24 protein-coding genes, 1 tRNA gene and 1 pseudogene are annotated in these 19,742 nt (G+C 74.0%); 12 read left to right on the forward strand and 14 right to left on the reverse strand.

Translation table 11 applies throughout. The features are described from left to right. Window positions 1-64 precede the first annotated feature (64 nt). On the reverse strand, window positions 65-1,735 hold the full coding sequence (locus ACZ6O2_RS15470; protein ID WP_350709610.1) for a DUF885 domain-containing protein: 1,671 nt from the start codon (window positions 1,733-1,735) through the stop codon (window positions 65-67). Window positions 1,736-1,970: 235 nt separating this feature from the next. Here ACZ6O2_RS15470 and ACZ6O2_RS15475 point away from each other — a divergent pair, with 235 nt between their 5' ends. Continuing rightward, window positions 1,971-2,939, forward strand: a complete 969-nt coding sequence (locus ACZ6O2_RS15475; protein WP_350709608.1) for a DMT family transporter — start codon at window positions 1,971-1,973, stop codon at window positions 2,937-2,939. Between the two features lie 102 nt (window positions 2,940-3,041). Here ACZ6O2_RS15475 and ACZ6O2_RS15480 read toward each other — a convergent pair whose 3' ends face one another. Continuing rightward, on the reverse strand, window positions 3,042-4,118 hold the full coding sequence (locus ACZ6O2_RS15480; protein WP_466023290.1) for a PHP domain-containing protein: 1,077 nt from the start codon (window positions 4,116-4,118) through the stop codon (window positions 3,042-3,044). 54 nt (window positions 4,119-4,172) lie between these two features. Beyond that, on the reverse strand, window positions 4,173-4,925 hold the full coding sequence (locus ACZ6O2_RS15485; protein ID WP_466023291.1) for a M23 family metallopeptidase: 753 nt from the start codon (window positions 4,923-4,925) through the stop codon (window positions 4,173-4,175). Between the two features lie 61 nt (window positions 4,926-4,986). Here ACZ6O2_RS15485 and ACZ6O2_RS15490 point away from each other — a divergent pair, with 61 nt between their 5' ends. The 4 genes from ACZ6O2_RS15490 to ACZ6O2_RS15505 all read left to right on the forward strand — a co-directional run bounded on the left by ACZ6O2_RS15490 (window position 4,987) and on the right by ACZ6O2_RS15505 (window position 6,941). Then, complete coding sequence (locus ACZ6O2_RS15490; RefSeq protein WP_393268567.1) at window positions 4,987-5,373, forward strand: hypothetical protein; 387 nt, start codon at window positions 4,987-4,989, stop codon at window positions 5,371-5,373. 112 nt (window positions 5,374-5,485) lie between these two features. Beyond that, a complete protein-coding gene (locus ACZ6O2_RS15495; RefSeq protein WP_350709602.1) occupies window positions 5,486-5,653 on the forward strand; it encodes a hypothetical protein in 168 nt (55 codons plus the stop codon). A gap of 114 nt (window positions 5,654-5,767) precedes the next feature. Beyond that, the gene (locus ACZ6O2_RS15500) at window positions 5,768-6,295 is read left to right on the forward strand and encodes a tRNA adenosine deaminase-associated protein (RefSeq protein WP_350709600.1); all 528 of its coding nucleotides are present in this window, start codon (window positions 5,768-5,770) and stop codon (window positions 6,293-6,295) included. Window positions 6,296-6,488: 193 nt separating this feature from the next. Then, window positions 6,489-6,941 carry a nucleoside deaminase gene (locus ACZ6O2_RS15505; RefSeq protein WP_350709639.1) on the forward strand — a complete coding sequence of 151 codons (453 nt, stop codon included), beginning with the start codon at window positions 6,489-6,491 and terminating at the stop codon, window positions 6,939-6,941. 27 nt (window positions 6,942-6,968) lie between these two features. On the opposite strand, the gene ACZ6O2_RS15510 is transcribed toward ACZ6O2_RS15505, so the two are convergent. Together ACZ6O2_RS15510 and ACZ6O2_RS15515 are read right to left on the reverse strand one after the other, a co-directional pair. After that, window positions 6,969-8,132: a sensor histidine kinase gene (locus ACZ6O2_RS15510; RefSeq protein WP_350709598.1), complete on the reverse strand. Its 1,164-nt coding sequence runs from the start codon at window positions 8,130-8,132 to the stop codon at window positions 6,969-6,971. Next, a complete protein-coding gene (locus ACZ6O2_RS15515) occupies window positions 8,129-8,785 on the reverse strand; it encodes a response regulator transcription factor (protein ID WP_350679041.1) in 657 nt (218 codons plus the stop codon). The genes ACZ6O2_RS15510 and ACZ6O2_RS15515 overlap by 4 nt, the downstream gene beginning before the upstream one ends. Before the next feature lie 159 nt (window positions 8,786-8,944). Here ACZ6O2_RS15515 and ACZ6O2_RS15520 point away from each other — a divergent pair, with 159 nt between their 5' ends. From ACZ6O2_RS15520 to ACZ6O2_RS15535, 4 genes are read left to right on the forward strand one after another with little or no spacing between them, the layout of a single operon-like run. Next, window positions 8,945-9,469, forward strand: a complete 525-nt coding sequence (locus ACZ6O2_RS15520) for a hypothetical protein (protein WP_466023292.1) — start codon at window positions 8,945-8,947, stop codon at window positions 9,467-9,469. Next, window positions 9,466-10,548, forward strand: coding sequence for an efflux RND transporter periplasmic adaptor subunit (locus tag ACZ6O2_RS15525; RefSeq protein ID WP_466023293.1), 1,083 nt, complete (start codon window positions 9,466-9,468; stop codon window positions 10,546-10,548). The genes ACZ6O2_RS15520 and ACZ6O2_RS15525 overlap by 4 nt, the downstream gene beginning before the upstream one ends. Further along, on the forward strand, window positions 10,545-11,243 hold the full coding sequence (locus tag ACZ6O2_RS15530) for an ABC transporter ATP-binding protein (protein ID WP_357456299.1): 699 nt from the start codon (window positions 10,545-10,547) through the stop codon (window positions 11,241-11,243). The genes ACZ6O2_RS15525 and ACZ6O2_RS15530 overlap by 4 nt, the downstream gene beginning before the upstream one ends. Beyond that, complete coding sequence (locus ACZ6O2_RS15535; RefSeq protein ID WP_466023294.1) at window positions 11,243-12,487, forward strand: ABC transporter permease; 1,245 nt, start codon at window positions 11,243-11,245, stop codon at window positions 12,485-12,487. Before ACZ6O2_RS15530 ends, ACZ6O2_RS15535 begins: the two co-directional genes overlap by 1 nt. 55 nt (window positions 12,488-12,542) lie before the next feature. Here the strand turns inward: ACZ6O2_RS15535 and ACZ6O2_RS15540 are convergent, their stop codons facing one another. From ACZ6O2_RS15540 to deoD, 3 genes are all read right to left on the reverse strand, one after another. Next, window positions 12,543-13,010, reverse strand: coding sequence for an acyl-CoA thioesterase (locus ACZ6O2_RS15540; RefSeq protein ID WP_466023295.1), 468 nt, complete (start codon window positions 13,008-13,010; stop codon window positions 12,543-12,545). Further along, window positions 13,007-13,645 carry a TetR/AcrR family transcriptional regulator gene (locus ACZ6O2_RS15545; RefSeq protein WP_350709586.1) on the reverse strand — a complete coding sequence of 213 codons (639 nt, stop codon included), beginning with the start codon at window positions 13,643-13,645 and terminating at the stop codon, window positions 13,007-13,009. Before ACZ6O2_RS15545 ends, ACZ6O2_RS15540 begins: the two co-directional genes overlap by 4 nt. 119 nt (window positions 13,646-13,764) lie before the next feature. Continuing rightward, window positions 13,765-14,472, reverse strand: coding sequence for a purine-nucleoside phosphorylase (gene deoD / locus ACZ6O2_RS15550; protein WP_350709584.1), 708 nt, complete (start codon window positions 14,470-14,472; stop codon window positions 13,765-13,767). Window positions 14,473-14,547: 75 nt separating this feature from the next. On the opposite strand from deoD, the gene ACZ6O2_RS15555 reads away from it, so the two are divergent. Continuing rightward, window positions 14,548-14,634 (forward strand) — tRNA-Ser (locus ACZ6O2_RS15555). Window positions 14,635-14,743: 109 nt separating this feature from the next. On the opposite strand, the gene ACZ6O2_RS15560 is transcribed toward ACZ6O2_RS15555, so the two are convergent. From ACZ6O2_RS15560 to ACZ6O2_RS15575, 4 genes are all read right to left on the reverse strand, one after another. Further along, a complete protein-coding gene (locus tag ACZ6O2_RS15560; protein ID WP_350709582.1) occupies window positions 14,744-15,295 on the reverse strand; it encodes a hypothetical protein in 552 nt (183 codons plus the stop codon). Window positions 15,296-15,432: 137 nt separating this feature from the next. Further along, window positions 15,433-15,927: a hypothetical protein gene (locus tag ACZ6O2_RS15565; RefSeq protein WP_466023358.1), complete on the reverse strand. Its 495-nt coding sequence runs from the start codon at window positions 15,925-15,927 to the stop codon at window positions 15,433-15,435. Between the two features lie 32 nt (window positions 15,928-15,959). Next, entirely contained in the window at window positions 15,960-16,574 is a 615-nt protein-coding gene (locus ACZ6O2_RS15570) for a hypothetical protein (RefSeq protein ID WP_466023296.1), read from the reverse strand. Window positions 16,575-16,760: 186 nt separating this feature from the next. Next, entirely contained in the window at window positions 16,761-17,726 is a 966-nt protein-coding gene (locus ACZ6O2_RS15575; protein ID WP_466023297.1) for a helix-turn-helix transcriptional regulator, read from the reverse strand. A 61-nt stretch (window positions 17,727-17,787) separates the two neighbouring features. Here ACZ6O2_RS15575 and ACZ6O2_RS15580 point away from each other — a divergent pair, with 61 nt between their 5' ends. After that, the gene (locus tag ACZ6O2_RS15580; protein WP_466023298.1) at window positions 17,788-18,198 is read left to right on the forward strand and encodes a VOC family protein; all 411 of its coding nucleotides are present in this window, start codon (window positions 17,788-17,790) and stop codon (window positions 18,196-18,198) included. 5 nt (window positions 18,199-18,203) lie between these two features. Then, entirely contained in the window at window positions 18,204-18,452 is a 249-nt protein-coding gene (locus tag ACZ6O2_RS15585) for a YdeI/OmpD-associated family protein (RefSeq protein WP_466023299.1), read from the forward strand. Window positions 18,453-18,545: 93 nt separating this feature from the next. Here the strand turns inward: ACZ6O2_RS15585 and ACZ6O2_RS15590 are convergent, their stop codons facing one another. Further along, window positions 18,546-18,737, reverse strand: coding sequence for a DUF397 domain-containing protein (locus ACZ6O2_RS15590; RefSeq protein ID WP_357456327.1), 192 nt, complete (start codon window positions 18,735-18,737; stop codon window positions 18,546-18,548). Continuing rightward, window positions 18,728-19,494 (reverse strand): annotated as a pseudogene (locus ACZ6O2_RS15595) (helix-turn-helix domain-containing protein). Before ACZ6O2_RS15595 ends, ACZ6O2_RS15590 begins: the two are co-directional and overlap by 10 nt. Between the last annotated feature and the right edge of the window lie 248 nt (window positions 19,495-19,742).

Here is a 19,742-nt window from a genome sequence, read left to right on the forward strand (position 1 = left end):
GGTGGACGACGGTTTTCCGACATCGCGGTGCGGGGCCGGTGTCCCTCCGGCCCCGCACACCACCTCAGAGGCGGGCGAGCGCCCTGCGCAGCGGGTCGAGCCCGAGCGAGCCCAGGTCGAGCGCCTGGCGGTGGAACTCCTTCAGGTCGAAGTCGGCGCCCTTGCGGGCCTTCGCCTCGTCGCGGGCCTGGAGCCAGATCCGCTCGCCCACCTTGTACGAGGGGGCCTGCCCCGGCCAGCCGAGGTAGCGGTTCAGCTCGAAGCGCAGGTTCTCGTCCGGCACCCGGCAGTGCGCCCGCATGAACTCCCAGCCCAGCTCCGGCGTCCAGCGCTCGCCCGGGTGGAAGCCGAACGGGTTGTCCTTCGGGATCTCCAGCTCCAGGTGCATGCCGATGTCGACGATCACCCGGGCGGCCCGGAACGCCTGCCCGTCGAGCATGCCGAGCTTGTCACCCGGGTCGTCCAGGTAGCCCAGATCGTCCATCAGCCGCTCCGAGTAGAGCGCCCAGCCCTCGCCGTGCCCGGAGACCCAGCAGAGCAGCCGCTGCCAGCGGTTGAGCAGCTCGGCGCGGACGGCGGTCTGGGCGACCTGGAGGTGGTGACCCGGCACGCCCTCGTGGTAGACGGTGGTCACCTCGCGCCAGGTGGAGAAGTCCGTGACGCCCTGCGGCACCGCCCACCACATGCGACCGGGGCGGGAGAAGTCCTCGCTCGGGCCGGTGTAGTAGATCGCGCCGTCGCTGGTCGGGGCGAGGCAGCACTCGATCCGGCGGACCTGCTCCGGGATGTCGAAGTGGGTGCCGTTCAGGTCGCTGATCGCCTTGTCGGCGAGCGCCTGCATCCAGTCCCGGAACGCCTCCTTGCCCTGGATCGTCCGGGCCGGGTCGGCGTCCAGCGCCGCGACCGCCTCGTCGATGGTCGCGCCGGGGCCGACGATCCGGGCGGCCACCGCCCGCATCTCGGCCTCCAGCCGGGCCAGCTCCTCGAACCCCCAGGCGTACGTCTCGTCGAGGTCGACCTTGGCGCCCAGGAAGTACTGCGAGGCCAGCTCGTAGCGCTCGCGGCCGGCGGCCTGCTTCTCCCGGCCGAGCGGGGCCAGCTCGGTGCGGAGGAACTGCCCGAACTCGGCGGTCGCCGCGGTCGCCGCCGCCGCGCCCCGGCGCAGCTCGGCGCCGAGGCTGCCGTCGGCGCCCAGCCGCTCGACCAGCCCGTGGAAGAAGTTGTCGCCGTCCGGGTCGGTCCAGATGTCGCACTGCTTGGCGACCTCGACCAGCTGCACCCGGGAGCTGACGTGGCCGGCGGCGGCCGCCTCGCGCAGCGTCGCCTTGTAGCCCTCCAGCGCGCCCGCGAAGCCGTTCAGCCGGGCGGCGATGTTGGCCCTGGCGTCGTCGCCCTCGGTGGGCATCAGGTCGAACACCATGCGGACCTCGTGCAGGCCGCTGGCGATCACGTTCACCTCGCTGGTCGTCTCGCCCGCCTCGTAGCGGGCGAGGTCGAGGCCGAGCCGCTCCTGCATGGCCTCCTTGGCGGTCCGTTCCGGCTCTGATTCCGGCTCGGTCACGTCCAGGTCGGCCAGGGTCTGTCGGATCAGCCCGGCCCGGGCGGCGTACCCGTCCGGTGACAGGTCGTCGAGCTGGCCGTCGTAGCCGGCAATGCCGACGTAGGTGGCACCGGTCGGGCTCAGCGGCGCCCAGTCGGCCACGTACCGGTTCGCGAGGTCATCGATTCGTCCCACGCTGCGACCCTACGCGACGCGACCGCCGAGTTGTCGAGCGTGTTTGCGGTGTTCAGGGCAGCGGTCGCGCGGTCGGTCCGGACCGGTGGCGGCGAGCCGGTCCGTCGTCGGCGAAGACACCCGGTGGCAGCGTCGCGACGGCGCGATCCCGACCGGTGGGACGGTCCCTGTGGTGGTCGACACGGCGTCCGAAAGTCGCGGGACATTGTCGCGGGGCTGCGGCAGAGTGTCAGGAGTGACAGCGGATATCACCCCTGACCGGGCGGCGCTGCGGAGCTGGCTGCCCGGGTTCGTCGCGCTGGCGGCGATCTGGGGCTCCAGCTTCCTGTTCATCAAGGTCGGCGTCGAGGAGCTGCATCCGCTGCACCTCACCCTCTACCGGGTCGGCGCCGGCGCGGTGACGCTGCTGGTGGTGCTCGCCGTGCTCCGTGACCGGCTGCCCACCGAGCCCCGGGTCTGGGCGCACCTGGCCGTGGTCGCCGCGTTCGGCGTCGCCGTGCCGTTCACCCTCTTCGGCTACGGCGAGCAGCGGGTCGAGTCGATGCTCGCGGGCATCTGGAACGCGACCACCCCGCTGATCGTGCTGCCGCTGGCGGTGCTGGTGTTCCGCACCGAGCGGCTGACCGTCCGCCGCGCGGTCGGGTTGGCGCTGGGCTTCGTGGGCGTGCTGGTGGTGCTCGGCGTCTGGCGGGGCGTGGGCGGGGCGCACTTCGTCGGGCAGCTGATGTGCTTCGGTGCGGCCGCCTGCTACGGGGTCGCCATCCCGTACCAGAAGAAGTTCGTCGCCGGCAGCACGCACTCCGGGCTCTCGCTCTCGGCGGCGCAGTTGCTGATGGCGGCGGCCCAGCTCGCGGTCGTCGCGCCGTTCGTCGCGGGGGCGCCGCCGGTGCCGACCGGCCTCTCGGTCGAGGTGGTCGCCAGCGTGCTGGCGCTCGGCGCGCTCGGCACCGGCCTCGCCTTCGTCATCAACATGCGCAACATCCGGGTCGCCGGGGCGAGCACCGCCTCCACCGTGACCTACCTGATCCCGGTCTTCGCGGTGCTGATCGGCGCCCTCGCCCTCGACGAGCGGCTCACCTGGCACCAGCCGGTCGGCGCGCTGGTCGTGCTGCTCGGCGTCGCCGTCTCGCAGGGCCTGATCGGCCGGCGACGGCCGGCGGCCGACGTCGCCGCGCCGGCCGTCGTGCCGGCCACCCCGCGCTGAACGGCCCCGGCCGACGTCGCCGCGCCGGCCACCTACCGCTGCGGTGCCGCGGTCTCGGCCCGGGGCGCGCCCCGGGCCCGGGGCGGCCGGCGCGGCGACGGCTCAGCGTGCGGCGTGCTCGCGCGCCCAGTCGACCAGCCGGTCGGCGTCCCACGTGTTGACCACCCGGTCGGCGGGCACCCCGCAGAGGGCGGCGCGCTCGCAGCCGAACCGCTGCCAGTCGAGCTGCCCCGGGGCGTGCGCATCGGTGTTGATGGCGAAGTCGCAGCCGGCCTCCAGGGCCCGGCGGATCAACCGCTTCGGGGGATCCTGCCGCTCCGGCCGAGAGTTGATCTCCACGGCCACCCCGCGTTCGGCGCACGCGGCGAAGACGGCGTCCGCGTCGAAGTCGCTCTCCGATCGGGTACGCGGCCGGTGCGCCCGGTCGCCCGGCCCCTTCACGCCGGCGGGCCGGGACGACACCATCCGCCCGGTGCAGTGGCCGAGGATGTCCAGGTGCGGGTTCGCGATCGCGGCCAGCATCCGCCGGGTCATCTTCGCCCGGTCGTCGTTCAGGCCGCTGTGCACCGAGCCGACCACCACGTCGAGGCGGGCCAGCAGCTTCTCGTCCTGGTCCAGCGAACCGTCGGCGAGGATGTCGACCTCGATGCCGGTCAGGATCCGGAAGCCCTCCGGCAGCGCCTCGTTGACCTTCGCCACGTGGTCGAGTTGGCGGCGCAGCCGGTCCGCGGTCAGGCCCCGGGCCACCTTCAGCCGGGGCGAGTGGTCGGTCAGCACCACGTACTCGTGACCCAGCTCGACCGCGGCGAGCGCCATCTCCTCGATGGGGGAGCCGCCGTCGGACCAGTCGGAGTGGGTGTGGCAGTCGCCGCGCAGCGCGGTGCGCAGCGCGGTCGCCGCCGCGTCGAGGTCGGTGCCCTCGGTGGCGACCAGCCGGCGCAGGTAGACCGGCTCCTCGCCGGCGAGCGACTCGGCGACGCAGCGGGCGGTGACGTCGCCGACCCCGGACAGCTCGGTGAGCTTGCCGGTGCGGACCCGCTCGGCCACCTCCCGCGCCGGCAGCGCGGCGAGGGCCGTGGCCGCCGACCGGAACGCCCGGACCCGGTAGGTCGCTTCGTTCGCCCGCTCCAGGAGGAAGGCGATCCGGCGGAGATCGGCGATCGGGTCCCGGGCGCTCATTCCAAGGAAAATACGCCTCCGCGCCGCCGGTCGCAGGAACGACCTGCGGCGCGGTCAGCCGGTCGTCGCCGGGGCCTTCGGGCAGCCGTGCCGGCGGTGCCACGCGGCCACCTCGGCGGCCGGCTCGCGGTTGCCCTTGCGCCGCCACGAGTTCAGGTAGGGCGCCGGCCAGACGACGCCCCGCCGGATCCACCAGCCGTCCCGGCCCGTACACGGCGGAGAGATGCCGAAGTGCAGGTGGCAGACGTTGTTCGCGTTGCCCGTCCGGCCGACCTCGCCGAGCAGCCGCCCCGCCCGCACCCGCACGCCGGCGTCGATCCCGTCGGCGATCCGGCGCAGGTGCGAGCCGTAGTAGCGCACCCCGTCGTCGCCGAGCAGCGAGACCGACAACCCGCCGTTGTAGGGCCCTCGCGGCCCCCGCTTGTCGAACCGGTCCACCCGGCTGACCTCTAGGACGACGCCGTCGGTCACGGCCACCACGGGCTCGCCGCAGTCGGCGAAGATGTCCGTCCCCGGGTAGGCCGAGTGGGTCGGGTGGTAGGCGACGTTCGCCGCGCGTACCGGGAAGACGTGCGGCAGCCCGGCGCGGGTCGGCGCCGCCGACGGGCCGGTCGGGGCGGCGCCGTCGGTCGGGACGGCGGACGACGGCGCCGACTGCGCGGCCGTGGCCGGCAGGCTCGGGCGGGGAGTGCCGGGTGCCGTCCCGGGCCGGCTCGTCGCGCAGCCGGCGGCCAGCACCGGCACGAGCAACAGCAGGACCGGGTACGCCGGACGCGCGCGGCGGCGTCGGATCGTCGGCGAGGGCATCCGGACATCCTGACAGAGTCGGTACGGTGGGACGAGCCGCACGGCAGAGGGGAGGCGCAGGGTGACGACCGGACCGTACGCCTTCCCGCCCGACCCGGACCTGCGCCCGGCGCCGCGTGCCCCCTCGGGGCTCTTCCCCGCCGGGCCGCCGTCGCGGCCCACCTACCGTGAGCCGCACCCGGTCACCGGCGTGGGCGTCGCCGTGGGCGGCGGCGCGGCGACCGTCTGGCTGCTCCTGTTCGGCCTGCTCGGCCGCAGCGTGTCCGAGTACGCCTGGTGGACGGTGGCGGCCGGCGGCCTGGCCTGGCTGGCCGCGCTGCTGCTGGTCCGCGCCGGCGACCGGGGGGTGGCCACCGGCGTCGCGATCGTCACCGCCGGCGGGTGGAGCATCGCCGCCGCCGTCGTGGCGGTGCGCTGGGCGTCGAGCGGGGACTGGCCGCTCTGGTAGCCCCCGGTCGAGGGGAGGTCCGGGCGGCGGGCGCGGCTGCGCTGCGTCGCGGGTCGGCTGCGCAGCGAATCCTGTCTTGACGTGGCCGCGCGGACTCGGCACTCTCGGCGGTATGGCCTGGACCACTCCGCGGCTCGATCCCGAGCGCAGCCGTCGTCGCCAGCAGCTCCTCGCCGAGTTGGCGGGTGCCCGGGCGGTCCGCCAGCGCGAGCGGCCGCAGCGGGTGCGGAGCGAGCGGCTGCGGGAGCTCATCGCCACCCGCCGTCGCGTCGCCGGCTGACGAGAGTTTCCTCAGGATTGACCGGCCCTTCGGGGCGTTGACCGGTCGCCTGCCGACCCGACCGGCTAACGTGCACGCGTAACGGGTCGGCGTGCCGAGGCTTTTGGGGGGACCGTGTCGTACTTCGCTGCGGCGGTCGTGCGTGACGGCGGCGGCTGGACCGCGGCCGAGGTGAATCTGCGGGGCGTCACCGACGTCGACGACGTCGCCGACCGGCTGCGCGACGTCGACCAGGACGCCGACCTGTCGCTGCTCTTCGTCGAGGCGGACGACGCGTACCTGGTGATCCTGCGCCTGGACGAGGGGGAGGACCTGCGGGTCTTCGGCTCCGACTCGGCGTACGCGGAGGAGTCCCGGCTGGGCGCGTTGCTGGTGGGGGACCTCAAGACCTCGGTGACGGGGATGGACGACACCGACGAGCCGCGCCCGGCCCCTTCCGGCGACGAGGAGGGCCAGCAGCCCGCCGTCGACCCCGAGGCCGACCCGGTCGGCGACGCCGACCTCCTGGCCGACCTGGGCATCCCCGCGCAGAAGCTGCTAAACCTGTGCGCGCAGGAGGGCATGATGCCCGCCGACGTGACCGCCGAGGTGTGCCTGATGCTCGGCTGCGCCGACGAGGTCGAGGAGCTGCGTGAGGTCTGACCCGTCCGGTGTCGCCGGGCCGGGCCGGTCGGGGGCCGGTGGCGGGGAGCCGGCCGACGCCACCGATCCGGCGCTGGAGACCGTACGGCCGGGGCAGCCGACCCCGGGCTCGGTCGGCCGGGTCGGGCCCGGCGCGCACGAGGAGCTGGCCGACCCGGACGGCGCCGGCCGGCGGCAGCGGCACGAGGTGTGGATGCGCCGGGCGCTGGAGGTCGCGGTCACCGGGCCGGCGGAGCCCCCCGGCGGCGCGGGCGAGGACAGCTCCGACGACATCCCCGTCGGCGCCGTGCTCTACGGGCCGGACGGCGCCGAGCTGGCGACGGGGCGCAACGAGCGGGAGCTGACCGGCGACCCGACCGCGCACGCCGAGGTGCTGGCGCTGCGCCGGGCGGCGGAGCGGCTGGGCCGCTGGCGGCTCGACGGCTGCACGCTGGTGGTCACCCTGGAACCCTGCACGATGTGCGCGGGCGCGCTCGTGCTGGCCCGGGTGTCCACTGTGGTGTTCGGCGCCTGGGAGCCGAAGACCGGGGCCGCCGGTTCGCTCTGGGACGTGCTGCGCGACCGCCGGCTCAACCACCGGCCGGAGGTCTACGGCGGCGTCCTGGAGTCGGAGAGCGCCGCGCTGCTGCGCGCCTTCTTCCGCTGAGGCAGGGGCCGCTTTCCCCGGTGGGAGTCAGGCGGGCGGTAGCTCGACCGTGACGTCCAGCCCGCCGCCGTCGCGGGGGCGGGCCGTCACCGTGCCGCCGTGCGCCCGGGTCGCCGCCCGGACGATGGACAACCCGAGGCCGAACCCGCGGCCACCGCCGACCCGCTCGCCGGCGAGCCGGCGGAACGGCTCGAAGATGGCCGCCATCTCGTAGCCGGGCACCACCGGGCCGGTGTTGCTCACCGTCAGCGTCGACCGCCCCGCCACCACGCCGGTGCGGATTCCGACCCACCCGCCGGTCGGCAGGTTGTGCCGCAGCGCGTTCTCCACCAGGTTCGTGGTGATCCGTTCCAGCAGCACCGGGTCGCCGCTGACCGGCGCCGCCGCCAGCTCCCGGTCCACCACCGGCCCGGTATCCGGCCGGACCGCCTGGTCGACGACGTGCGCGGCCACCTCGGCCAGGTCCACCCGGGACCGGGCGCTGAGTTCGTTCTCCGAGTCGGCCAGGGTGAGCAGACCGTCGATCAGCCGCTCGTGCCGCTCGTTCACCGAGAGCAGCAACTCGCCCAGCCGGCGGACGTCCTCGGACGCGCCCGGCCGGGTGACGGCCACCTCGATCAGCGAACGGTTGAGCGCCAGCGGGGTGCGCAGTTCGTGCGAGGCGTTCGCGACGAACCGGCGCTGCCCGTCGAACGAGCGGTCGAGCCGCTCCACCATCTCGTCGAAGGTGTCCGCCAGCTCCCGGACCTCGTCCCGTGGCCCGGAGAGCGAGATGCGTTCGTGCAGCCCGCGTCCGGCCACGTCGGCGCCGGCGATCCGCCGGGCGGTCCCGGTGATCTGGTGCAGCGGTTGCAGCGCCCGGCCGGCGACCAGCCAGCCGAACGCGATGGCCACCACGGAGACCAGGAGCAGCGCGATACCGCCCTGGGTGAGCAGCGAGTACAGGGTCTGGTCCCGGGCGTCGTCCTGGGCCCTGTTGACCAGCACCCGCAGCTGTTCGGCCGGGACGCCGTTGATGTCCGGCCCCGTCCCCTGGACGAACGGCTTGGCGTCGCGTAGCGCCATCCCGACCGGCTGCGTCGTGCGCTGTTCGACCAGTACGTAGGTGACCGCGAGCAGGACCAACCCGGCGACCAGGAAGAGGCCGCCGTAGATCAGGGTCAGCCGGGCCCGGAGGGAGAGGCGCTTCACGAGATCCGGTATCCCACACCGGGCACGGTTTCGACCACCGGCGGGTCGCCCAGCTTGCGGCGCAGCTTCATCACGGTGACCCGGACGACGTTGGTGAACGGGTCGATGTGCTCGTCCCAGGCCCGCTCCAGCAGCTCCTCGGCGGAGACCACCGAGCCGTCGGCGCGCAGCAGCTCGACCAGCACCGCGAACTCCTTGCGGGACAGCGGCACGTACCGGCCGTCCCGGTGCACCTCGCGGCGGCCGGGGTCGACCACGATGCCGGCCCGGGCCAGCGTGGGCGGCGCGGCGGGGCGGGCCCGCCGGCTCAGCGCGTGCACCCGGGCGGAGAGTTCGACCAGGGCGAACGGCTTGGTCAGGTAGTCGTCGGCGCCGAGCGCCAGGCCGGCCACCCGCTCCCGGACGGCCGCCGCCGCGGTGAGCATCAGCACCCGCGTCTCCCCGCCGCCGTCCACGATCGCCCGGCACACCTCGTCGCCGTGCACGAGCGGCAGGTCCCGGTCGAGGACGACCACGTCGTAGTCGTTGACGCCGAGCCGCTCCAGCGCCGCGTCGCCGTCGTACGCGACGTCGACCGCGAACGCCTCCCGGCGCAGCCACTCGGCGATGCTCTCCGCGAGCAGGCTCTCGTCCTCCACCACCAGCACTCTCACCCGCCAATCGTGCCGCGCCCCGGATAACGCCGCCGTTAACGCCGCCGGTTACGCCCCGGATACGCCCCCTGTCGTCGACTGGTCGGGACGCCCGGTGGAGTGCCGGGCCGAACGGGGGGTGCCCGGCGACGTCCGCCGGGCCCGGAGAGGAAGCGTGTCATGCGACGAGGACTACTCGCGGTGCCGCTGCTGGTCGCCCTGGCCGTCGCCGGCTGCGGCGGGTCGGGCGACGGACCGGATGTGGCGACGGCGGGCGGCGGCGGTGCCGAACCGGTGTCGGCCTCCTCCGCCGCCCAGCTCGGCGACGGGGAACGGCAGTTGAAGTTCGCCGAGTGCATGCGGGAGAACGGGGTGGAGGTGCCGGACCCGGAGCCGGGCGGCGCGCGGCTGTTCCGGTTCGACGAGAAGACCGACCCGGAGAAGGTGCAGGCGGCCATGGAGAAGTGCCGGCAGCACCTGCCGAACGGCGGGGAGAAGCCGAAGCTCGATCCGGAGCAGGTGGAGCGGCTGCGCAAGCTCGCCGCCTGCATGCGCGAGAACGGCGTGCCCGAGTTCCCGGACCCCTCCGCGGACGGCGGCATCCAACTGCGGCTCGACGCGATGAAGGTCGACGACCAGCAGGTGAAGGCCGCGATGGAGAAGTGCCGGCAGTACGCACCGGAGAACGCCGGAGCCGCGCGGTGAGCGCTCGACGGGTCCGGCTCCGGACGGTCGCGTTGGCCGCCGCCGTCGTGGTCGCGGCCACCGTCGGTGTCGCCGCCGCGGTGGGCTTCGACGGGACCGACCGCAGCACCGCCGCCGCCGACACCGCCCCGCCGGCCACCGCCACGGTCACCCGGCAGACGCTGACCGACGCCCAGACCGTCGACGGCGAGTTGGGGTACGGCACCACCCGCACCGCCTCCGCCCGGCTGAGCGGGACGATCACCGCGGTGCCGGACACCGGTGCGACGGTGAAGCGGGGCGGGCGGCTCTACGCCGTGGACAACGACCCGGTGGTGCTGCTCTACGGGTCGCTGCCCGCGTACCGGGTGCTCCAACCCGGGGTGGAGGGGGCGGACGTCGAGCAGTTCGAGCGGAACCTGCGCGCGCTCGGCCACGACGGCTTCACGGTCGACGACGAGTACACGGGCAGCACCGCCGACGCGGTCCGGCAGTGGCAGGAGAAGCTGGGGCTGCCCGAGACCGGCCGGGTCGAGCCGGGCCGGATCGTCTACGCGGCCGGCGCGGTACGGGTGGAGAGCCAGCAGGCGGCCCCCGGGGACGCGGCCCAGCCGGGCCAGGCGGTGTTGACGTACACGGGCACCAGCCGGTTGGTCACCGTCGAGCTGGAGGTCGACGACCAACGGCTGGCGAAGAAGGGCAGCGCGGTCTCCGTCAGCCTGCCCGACGGTGGGCCGGTCAACGGAAAGGTCGAGACCGTGCAGACGGTGATCGACGCCGGCACCGGCGGCGCGGCGGGGCAGGACAGCGAGGCCGAGACGAAGATCGAGGTCACCGTGTCGGTGGCCGACCCGGCAAAGCTCGCCGGCTACGACCAGGCGTCCGTGGAGGTCACCTTCACCGCGGCCGAGCGGCCCGACGTGCTCACCGTGCCGGTGGCGGCGCTGCTCGCCCTCGCCGAGGGCGGCTACGGGGTGGAGGTGGTCGACGCGGGGCGGAGCCGGATCGTCGCGGTCACGACCGGGCTCTTCGCCGCCGGCCGGGTCGAGATCAGCGGCCCGGACGTGGCCGAGGGCATGACCGTGGGGATGCCGGCATGACCGCTGACGCCGTCGTGCTGGACGGGGTGAGCCGGACGTACCCGGGCGGGGTCGTGGCGCTGCGTGAGGTGTCGCTGCGGATCCGATACGGCGAGCTCCTGGCGATCGTCGGCCCGTCCGGGTCGGGCAAGTCCACCATGCTGCACCTGATCGGCACGTTGGACCGCCCGTCCGCCGGCCGGGTCCGGATCGACGGGTACGACGTGGCGATCCTGCCGGACCGCCAGCTGGCCGCGCTGCGGGCCCGCCGGATCGGCTTCGTCTTCCAGCAGTTCCACCTCGCCGCCGGCACGCCTGTGCTGGACAACGTCGCGGACGGGCTGCTCTATGCCGGCGTACCCCGGCGGGAGCGGCGGCGGCGCGCGGAGGCCGCGCTCGACCGGGTGGGGCTCGGGCACCGGCTGACGCACCGGCCGCACGAGCTCTCCGGCGGCGAGCGGCAGCGGGTCGCGGTGGCCCGGGCGGTGGTCGGGGAGCCGGCGGTGCTGCTCGCCGACGAGCCGACCGGCAACCTCGACTCGGTGGCCGGTGCCGGGGTGCTGACGCTGCTGCGCGAGTTGCACGTGGCGGGCACCACGGTCGTGGTGATCACGCACGACCGGGAGATCGCCGACGGGCTGCCGCGGCAGGTGCGGATGCGGGACGGCCGGGTGGTGGCCGACTCGGCGGCGCTGGTCTCCGAGGGGGTGCGCTGATGGCGGTGGACACCCGGCGCGACCGGCGTGGGCTGACGGTGGTGGAGAACCGGCCGCGGCTGGTGCCGGCCCGGCTGGTGCCGGCCGACGTGCTCCGGGTCGGCGGGGTGGGGCTGCGTACCCGGCCGCTGCGCGCGTTTCTCTCCGCCCTGGGCATAGCGATCGGCATCGCGGCGATGGTGGCGGTGGTCGGCATCTCGTCGTCGTCCCGCGCCGACCTGGACCGCACCCTGGACCGGCTCGGCACCAACCTGCTCACCGTGGCCCCGGGCAGCACGCTCTTCGGCGAGCAGGCGCGGCTCCCGGTGGAGTCGGTCGCCATGATCGGCCGGATCGGGCCGGTGACCGCGGTGGCCGCCACCGGGCAGGTGCCGGAGAGCCCGGTCTACCGCTCCGACCGCATCCCGCCGGGCCAGACGGGCGGCATCGCCACCCGGGCCGCCCAGCTCGGGCTGGTCGACACCGTCGGCGCGACGGTACGCAGCGGCACCTGGCTGAACGCGGCCACCGAGCGGTACCCGGCCGTGGTGCTCGGCGACGCCGCCGCCCGGCGGCTCGGGCTCGGCGCGGCCGGCCCGGACGTGCAGGTGCACCTCGGCGGGCGCTGGTTCACCGTGGTCGGCATCCTGGCGCCGGCCCCGCTCGCCCCGGAGTTGGACGGCTCGGCGCTGGTCGGCTGGCCGGCCGCGGAGACGTACCTGGGCTTCGACGGGCACCCGACGACCGTCTACACCCGGTCGCGGGAGGCGTCGGTGGAGGCGGTCCGGTCGGTGCTCGGCGCGACCGCGAACCCGGAGGCGCCGAACGAGGTGGCGGTGTCCCGGCCGTCGGACGCGCTGGCGGCCGCGGAGGCCACCGACGAGGCGTTCACCGGCCTGCTGCTGGGCCTCGGCGCGGTGGCGTTGCTGGTCGGCGGTGTCGGGGTGGCGAACATCATGGTCATCTCGGTGCTGGAGCGGCGCGCCGAGATCGGGCTGCGGCGCTCGCTGGGTGCCACCCGGGGGCAGGTTCGCACCCAGTTCCTGGCCGAGTCGCTGCTGCTCTCCGCGTTGGGCGGGGCGGGCGGGGTGCTGCTCGGCATCCTGGTCACCGCCGGCTACGCGCTCTCCCAGGGGTGGCCGACCGTGGTGCCGGCCTGGGCGGTGGTCGGCGGCGTGGGGGCGACCCTGGCGATCGGTGGTGGCGCCGGCCTGTATCCGGCCGTCCGCGCCGCCCGCCTCGCCCCCACGGAGGCGCTGGCCTGACGGTTCGGGTGCGTCCGTGGTCGCCTGCGCGACCGGCGGACGCACCCGAACCGCGTCAGGCTGGGGTCGGGGCGGGGCGGAGCAGGGTGGCGGCCACCGCCTGCGCGGTCTCGGTCCACGGCGCCGGGCGCAGAGTGGCCGGGTCGAGCCGGACGATGGCGCGCCGGCCCTCGGCGTGCACCACCCGGCCGTCGACGGAGCGGAACTGGTAGGCGTACTCGGCGCTGCTGGTGCCGAAGTGTTCGAGCCAGAAGTGCACCGCCACGGGCCCGGTGCCGGTGATCGGGGCGCGGTAGGTGATGGTGAACTCGCGTACCGCGTGGAACACGTCGGGGGCGCTGTGCTGCCCGCCCTGGAACGAGACGCCGCGGGCGGCCCAGTACGGCGTCAGGGCCCGTTCCAGCAGCACGGCGTACCGGGCGTTGTGCAGGAGGCCGAGGGCGTCGAGGTCGTCGAAGTGCACCGTGACGTGCTCGACGTGACCGAACTCGACGGCGGGCTGGTCGGCGATGGCGTGGCTCATGAGCGGCCTTCCGGTAGCAGGGTGGGGTCGGGGCACAGCGCCCGCAGGCGGTTCAGCAGGCCCTGGCGGGCGTGCCGGTAGGCGGTGTCGGGGTCCAGCAGCCGGGAGCGCAGCGCGGCGGTGATCCCGAGCGCGTCGATCTCGTACGCCAGCTGCGGGACGTCGGTGTCGGCGGGTAGCTCGCCGGCGTCGACGGCCTCCCGGACGAGCCGTTCGAGGAACGCGGCCCAGCGGCCGAACACCTCGGCGAGCCGGTCCCGGACCGGGCCGGGGCGGGCGTTGTACTCGAAGTCGGTGCTGGCGAAGAAGCAGCCGCCGGGGAGCACCCGGGCGGCGTAGAAGTCGATCCGGGCCTGGTGCAACGCCCAGAGCCGCCGTACGCCGCCGGGGGCGCGCAGGGCTGGGGCGACGATCCGCTCCTGCCACTGCTCCACGGCCCGGTCGATGGTGGCGAGCTGGAGCGCCTCCTTGGAGCGCCAGTGCGCGAACAGCCCGGACTTGCTGACCCCGAGCGTGTCGGCGAGCTGGGCGAGGGAGAGCCCGTGCAGGCCGACCTCGGTGGCCAGCACCACGGCGGCGTCCAGCGCGGCCGTGCGGGTCCGGTCGCCCCGCGCGACGCGTCCGTCGAGTGTCATGGGGAGAGGCTAATAAATAAGCACGACCGGTCGTATAGTTTTTTCGGGTGACGATCGTCACGACACCGCCCCGCCGTCCGGCGGACGACGGGGCGGTGGAGCCGAAGGGGGGAGGGGGATCAGGCGATGATCGTGTCCAGGGCGATCTCGACCATCTGGCTGAAGGTCTGCTCGCGCTCCTCGGAGGTGGTCTTCTCGCCCGTCTTGATGTGGTCGCTGACCGTCAGCAGGGTCAGCGCGCGGGCCTTGAACCGGGCGGCGATGGTGTAGAGCGCCGCCGACTCCATCTCCACCGCCAGCACGCCGTAGTCGGCGAGGTTGTCGTAGAGGTCCGGGCGGTCGGTGTAGAAGGCGTCCGCCGCCAGGATCGGGCCCACCCGCATGGCGATGCCGCGCCGCTCGGCCACCTCGACCGACGTGCGCAGCAGCCCGAAGTCCGCGACCGGGGCGTAGTCGATCAGCCCGTCGAAGCGCATCCGGTTCATGTTCGAGTCGGTGGACGAGCCGATCGCCGCGATCACGTCGCGCAGCCGCAGGTCCTCGGTCAGGGCGCCGCAGGAGCCGACCCGGATCAGGCTCTTCACGCCGTACTCGTTGACCAGCTCGTGGGCGTAGATCGAGGCGGAGGGCATGCCCATGCCGGAGCCCTGGACGGAGACCTCGACGCCGTTCCAGCGGCCGGTGAAGCCCAGCATGCCCCGGACCGTCGAGTAGCAGCTGGCGCCCTCGAGGTAGGTCTCCGCGATCCACTTGGCCCGCAGCGGGTCGCCCGGCATCAGGACCCGCTCGGCGATCTCTCCCGGCTTCGCGCCGATGTGCGTACTCATGGCAAAGATCCTGCCAGGCCGGAGGCGGGGATACCGGTTCGGCATCCAGACCCGCGGTCCTGTACCCTCGTCGGCGGTGGCGTGTCCGAGCGGCCTAAGGAGCACGCCTCGAAAGCGTGTGAGGGTTTACGCCCTCCGAGGGTTCAAATCCCTCCGCCACCGCTCGTGACAAGCGAGGACGCCCGGTCGATCCGCGAGGATCGGCCGGGCGTTCTCGTTTCTGGTCCCGGTTTCGGCGGTACGCGAGCGGGCGCGGTAACCCGGACGCCCGTCAGCGCCGGTCGAGTTCCGACTCCAGCCGCTGGATGAGCGTCTTGCGACCCTTGTTGTCGCGTTCGTTCCGCAGTGCCGCCTTGAGTTGGCCCGTGTCGAGGCCCCGGACGAGCTTGGCGGCCTCGGCAACCGGCAGCTCCGACAGCCGCCCGACCGACGTGGCGTTCCGGCGTGCGCGGCTGGCCCGCTCGGTGTTGGCGACGTACTGCTTGCCGGACCTCGACTCCTTCCGCTTCTTGGTGTCGGTCTTGCGCTGCTCCTCGTCGGAGAGCTGCTCCCAGGCCTGTTTGGGCAGGTATCGACTCGTCTCGTCGCCGTGCCGCGCCCGGGTGTCGCCTTCCCTGGTCTGCCAGTGCTCGCCGCCCCAACGCTGCAGGGACTTCTGCCGCTCGTCCTTCGGGCCCTCGTAGCCTCCGCCGCGCTTCTGGTACTCCTTGGTGAGCCGTTGCGACTTGCGCGCCGACCACTGCCCCTGCCTGCCGCCCTTGTCGGAAGCCATGATTTCTTCCTTGAGCTGTTCTCTCAGCTCGGGCTTCGTGTACCGCGCCATGTCGGGCGGATACCCGGCACTCCGCCGCGCATGCCTGCCGCGCCCCCGACCCGTCGACGTCCGATCCATCCGCAAGGCGTAGCCGGTCGGGGCCGCAGTGCCGCACGCCGCTGGCGTCGAAGACCGACAGGCGGAGTTCAGCAGGGGCTGTGGCCCTCCTCGAAGAGGCGCTCGGCCCACTCGGCGTACCCGACGATGATCTTGCGGACCGTGCGCCCGTCGTGCAGGAACAGGTACGCGCGGTCGCCCCGCCGGGCGAGCAGCCCGTCGAACCGGTGCGTCCCCTGTGGAGCCTCCAGCTCGCGCGCCGACGGGTAGCGGCCCCAGACCTCGTCGACGGGGCTGCCGGCGGTGACGCCCTCCGGGGTGCGCGTCGCGTCGCCGAGCCAGAGCAGCACGAGCCGGTCGTCGACGAAGATCGGGCTGGTCGTGTCGTGCCCGGCGAGTGACGGGCCGCAGGCGTCGACGTCGGTACGCAGGATGCCCCGCCGGGTCAGCTCGTCCTCGGTGTCGCCGAACTCGATGTCGTGGAGCCCGTTCAGACCGACCACGTCGACGGCTCCGGCGGGCCGACCGTCCACTTCGGGCAGTTGCGGGCGCACGCCACTGCCCGCGATCGAGGCAGCCGTCAGCAGCGTCGCGATGAACGCGAATTGTCGCAATTTCATAGAATCCCCCAGTCCCCAACGGGGCCGGGGCGCTCAGGTTGCTGTTCGTCCCCAGATTGCCGGCTTTCCCACTCGTCGGCCAGCTCGTCCCAGTAGTCGGCGCTCAACCGCCGGCGGCCGTGCGTGAGCCACCCGGCGGTGCTCCGCTCGACGTGCAGGCCCAGCTCGGCGAACGGGTCGATCCACGCGCCGGGCTCCGCGCCGAGCCGGGTGAGCGCGGCGTTGAGCGGCCACTCCGACCGGGGTCCGTCGAAGAGGTGGTCGACGTGCGGCCCCCAGCTCACCCCGCCGCCGAGCCACACCACCGCCGACTGGTAGCCCGCGCCGCCGGCGAACTCCGCTTCCAGGTACGCCACCGGGCCCGACCGCGACCAGCCCGCGAGGACCCCGGCGAGGGCGGCCGAGAGCACCAGGTGGAACGGCTCCGCGGGCGACCGTTCCGCCACGGAGAAGTCGGGCAGCGCCCCGGTCAGCTCCTCGACCAGTTGTGAGGTGGCCGGCAGCAGCGCGAAGTCCTGGCGCAGCTCGCCGAGGACCGCGTGGTCGAGGTCGGCGGTCTGCTCGCGGAGCAGCTCGGCGTCCGCGACGACCGCACTGAGCTGGTAACCCATCGGAGCCCTCCGCCGTCCACAGCCTGTGGATGGAACATGTGTACGACGGATCCGCCTCCGTCACCAACCACCCGCACGCTACCGCCCACCCCCGCCGCCGTGGGGACGCGACGACCCCCGCGATCTTGCGATTTCGGCCCCGTTTCAGGCGGAATGCGGGTCTTCGCCTGGGCGCGAAATGCAAGATCACTGGGGCGTGTGGGGGAGGGCGGCGAGGTAGCGGGTGGCGAGGGTGTGGAGGAGGTCGTGGAGTTCGGGGGGAGCCAGGACCGTGAACGGGACGTCGAACTTGCTCAGGTAGGTGGCCAGGTCGTGCAGCGAGTCGGTGCCGGTGACCAGCTCGCACGTCGCGTCGTCGATCGGGATGATCTCGCCGGAGGTGGGGGTGCTCCGCTCGGCCACCACCGAGGCGGGCGCGTGGAACCGGATGCGCGCCTGGTACGCCCAGACCAGCGAGCGGACCCCGCGCAGCACGTGCGCCGCCGCGTCGCCGCCCGGCGGCTCGCGCGGCACGAACCGTGGCCCGGCCGGCGGCAGCGGACGCATCCGGTCGGCCCGGAACGTGCGCCAGTCCCGCCGCTCCGTGTCCCAGGCCAGCAGGTACCAGCGGCGGCCCGTGTAGACGAGGGTGTGCGGCTCGACGTCGCGCACGCTGGCGCTCCCGTCGTGGCCGGCGTATTCGAACCGCAGCCGTTCGTGCCGGTGTGCCGCTGCCGCGACGGTGGTCAGCGTGCCGGCGTCGACGGTCGGCCCGCCGCCGGCCGCCGAGACCGTGGTGGTGCGCAGGGCGTCGACGCGCGGGCGCAGCCGCGCCGGCAGGGTCCGTTCGAGCTTGGTCAGCGCCCGCAGTGACACGTCCTCGATGCCGGTGACCGAGCCCGCCGCAGCCGCCCGCAGGCCGACCGCGACCGCCACCGCCTCGTCGTCGTCGAGCAGCAGCGGCGGCAGCGCGGTGCCGGCGCCGAGGCGGTAGCCGCCGGCCGGCCCGGTGGTCGAGTCCACCTGGTAGCCGAGCTGCCGGAGCCGGTCGACGTCGTTGCGGACGGTCCGGGTGGTGACCGCCAGCCGGGCCGCCAGGTCGGCGCCGGACCAGTCGCGCCGTTGCTGGAGGAGCGAGAGGAGCCGCAGGAGCCGTACCGAGGTTTCCAGCATTTCCCGATTCTGCCCGAGATTGAGGAACCTGGTGTTCCTCAACCGGTCCTAGCGTTAGGTCATGACGGAGACACCGAGACTGCGCGGCATGGCCAACGTCAGCTACTGGGCGGCCGGCTGGCAGGCGGCCAAGGGCTGGTACACGGAACTGATCGGCTTCGAGCCGTACTTCCTGCGCGACGGCTACGCGGAATGGCGCCTCGGCGACCACCAGGACGAGTTGGGCCTCATCGACAGCCGCTACCGCCCGCCAGGCGCGGCGTCCGGGCCGGGCGGCGTCGTCCTGTACTGGCACGTCGACGACGTGCACGGCATGTTCGCGCGGCTGCTCGCCCTGGGCGCCACCGCGCACGAGCCGCCGCAGGACCGCGGCAGCGGCTTCGTGACCGCCACGGTGGTCGACCCGTTCGGCAACCTGCTGGGCGTCATGTACAACCCGCATTACGTCGAGATCCTCGCCGGGCAGGGCTGACAACGGTGGACGAGGTCGAGATCATCCGGTGCGCGGACGCCGACGCCCCGCAGCGCAGCGCCGCCGTACCCGAGGATCTCGTCGCGGCGCTCGCGGGCAGCGACCGTGCCCGCGCGGCGTTCGAGGCCCTGAGCCGCAGCGACCGGTACGGGATCTTCCTGCCGCTGCTCAAGGCGCGCACGCCGGCCGGGCGGGCCGGCGCGCTGCGGCGGGCGCTGGCGACCCTGGAGGCCGCCACGGTGCCGGCGGAGTGACGCCACGTCCGGGGCGGCGGAGTGACCCCAGGTCGTCCGGGGCGGCGGAGTTTCCCGCTGCCCCGGACGCCGACCCGGGTCACCGCCGCTCGGTCAGGGGCGCTCGGCGATCCGGCTGACGAACGCGCGCCACGCCGCCGGCGGGAAGGCGAGCGCCGGGCCGGCCGGGTCCTTCGAGTCGCGCACGGCGACGACGCCGGGCAGGTTGTCGGCGACCTCGACGCAGTTGCCGCCGTTGCCGCTGCTGCGGCTGCTCTTGCGCCACCGCGCGCCATTCAGCTCCATGTCTCCGCCACTTCCGAGATGAGATCGACAGACTGCCAGTGGGTCAGCGCCTCGCCGCGCACGTTCTCCCATGCAGCCATCATGGCGGCGATGTCCGCGGGGTCGCTAACCACTTGGCCCTGGAGTTGGTTGTCGAGATAGCCGGCGATCCGGTGGTCGTGGCTGTTGGCGATGACGAACGGCCCGTTCAGCCCCGCGTAGGCGCCGACTGACGACGGCACGACGTGCACCCGGACGTGCGGCTCGGCGCAGGCGGTCACCAGGGCCCGGAGCTGCTCGCGCATGGTGGCCCGGCCGCCGACCGGCCGGCGCAGCACCGCCTCGTCGACGACGGCCGTGAACAGCGGCGGCTCGTCCTGCCGGAGGATGCCCTGCCGGGCGAGCCGGGCGGCCAGGTGCCGCTCGACGTCGCCCCGGGGAACAGGCCGCCGCCGGTCAGCACGGCACGGGCGTACGCCTCGGTCTGGAGCAGCCCGGGCAGCACCACCGACTCGTACGACCGCAGCGACACCGCCTCGCGCTCGATCTCCTGCCACGGACGGAACCAGATCGGGTCACGACGTCTCGAAGTGTCCGGCCAGATGTCCGACACGTCCCGGTGGAGGGCCTCCGCCGCCGCCAACCGATGTCGGGGATGCGGGATGCGGTCCTCGGTCAGCCAGCGGCCGACCGTCTTCGGGTCGACCCCGACCTTTTCGGCGAGGGATTCGGTCGTGTGCCCGGTGTCGCTGAGCGCGACCCGCAGCGCGTCGTTCACGGGCTCCTCCCATCGGATGTCCCAAATATCTGGCGACCATACATTTACGCGGTGTATCTGTCTGCTCACTAACGGCAAGTTGGGGTGACGAAGGCGGCGCGGCCGGTGGAGGCGAGGGAGCCCGGCGGTCGCGCCAGTCGCGGGGCCGCCCCGGCGGGGAGGGCGGGGCGGCCCCCTCCAGCCCGCTCGTCGCGTTCCTCGTCGCACTCCCGGAGGAGGCCCCGCCCGTGCCCACCCGCCAGCCGCCC

It is taken from the genome of Micromonospora sp. NPDC048040, assembly GCF_055587185.1.

Excerpts from the sequence above, each read along its gene's own strand:
- ACZ6O2_RS15480 (WP_466023290.1), bottom strand. The coding sequence starts at position 4,118 with ATGAGCGCCCGGGACCCGATCGCCGATCTCCGCCGGATCGCCTTCCTC.
- ACZ6O2_RS15590 (WP_357456327.1), bottom strand. The coding sequence starts at position 18,737 with ATGGAGCTGAATGGCGCGCGGTGGCGCAAGAGCAGCCGCAGCAGCGGC.
- ACZ6O2_RS15580 (WP_466023298.1), top strand. The coding sequence starts at position 17,788 with ATGACGGAGACACCGAGACTGCGCGGCATGGCCAACGTCAGCTACTGG.
- deoD (WP_350709584.1), bottom strand. The coding sequence starts at position 14,472 with ATGAGTACGCACATCGGCGCGAAGCCGGGAGAGATCGCCGAGCGGGTC.
- ACZ6O2_RS15485 (WP_466023291.1), bottom strand. The coding sequence starts at position 4,925 with ATGCCCTCGCCGACGATCCGACGCCGCCGCGCGCGTCCGGCGTACCCG.
- ACZ6O2_RS15495 (WP_350709602.1), top strand. The coding sequence starts at position 5,486 with ATGGCCTGGACCACTCCGCGGCTCGATCCCGAGCGCAGCCGTCGTCGC.
- ACZ6O2_RS15520 (WP_466023292.1), top strand. The coding sequence starts at position 8,945 with ATGCGACGAGGACTACTCGCGGTGCCGCTGCTGGTCGCCCTGGCCGTC.
- ACZ6O2_RS15545 (WP_350709586.1), bottom strand. The coding sequence starts at position 13,645 with ATGACACTCGACGGACGCGTCGCGCGGGGCGACCGGACCCGCACGGCC.
- ACZ6O2_RS15505 (WP_350709639.1), top strand. The coding sequence starts at position 6,489 with ATGCGCCGGGCGCTGGAGGTCGCGGTCACCGGGCCGGCGGAGCCCCCC.
- ACZ6O2_RS15570 (WP_466023296.1), bottom strand. The coding sequence starts at position 16,574 with ATGGGTTACCAGCTCAGTGCGGTCGTCGCGGACGCCGAGCTGCTCCGC.
- ACZ6O2_RS15560 (WP_350709582.1), bottom strand. The coding sequence starts at position 15,295 with ATGGCGCGGTACACGAAGCCCGAGCTGAGAGAACAGCTCAAGGAAGAA.
- ACZ6O2_RS15575 (WP_466023297.1), bottom strand. The coding sequence starts at position 17,726 with ATGCTGGAAACCTCGGTACGGCTCCTGCGGCTCCTCTCGCTCCTCCAG.
- ACZ6O2_RS15540 (WP_466023295.1), bottom strand. The coding sequence starts at position 13,010 with ATGAGCCACGCCATCGCCGACCAGCCCGCCGTCGAGTTCGGTCACGTC.
- ACZ6O2_RS15530 (WP_357456299.1), top strand. The coding sequence starts at position 10,545 with ATGACCGCTGACGCCGTCGTGCTGGACGGGGTGAGCCGGACGTACCCG.
- ACZ6O2_RS15535 (WP_466023294.1), top strand. The coding sequence starts at position 11,243 with ATGGCGGTGGACACCCGGCGCGACCGGCGTGGGCTGACGGTGGTGGAG.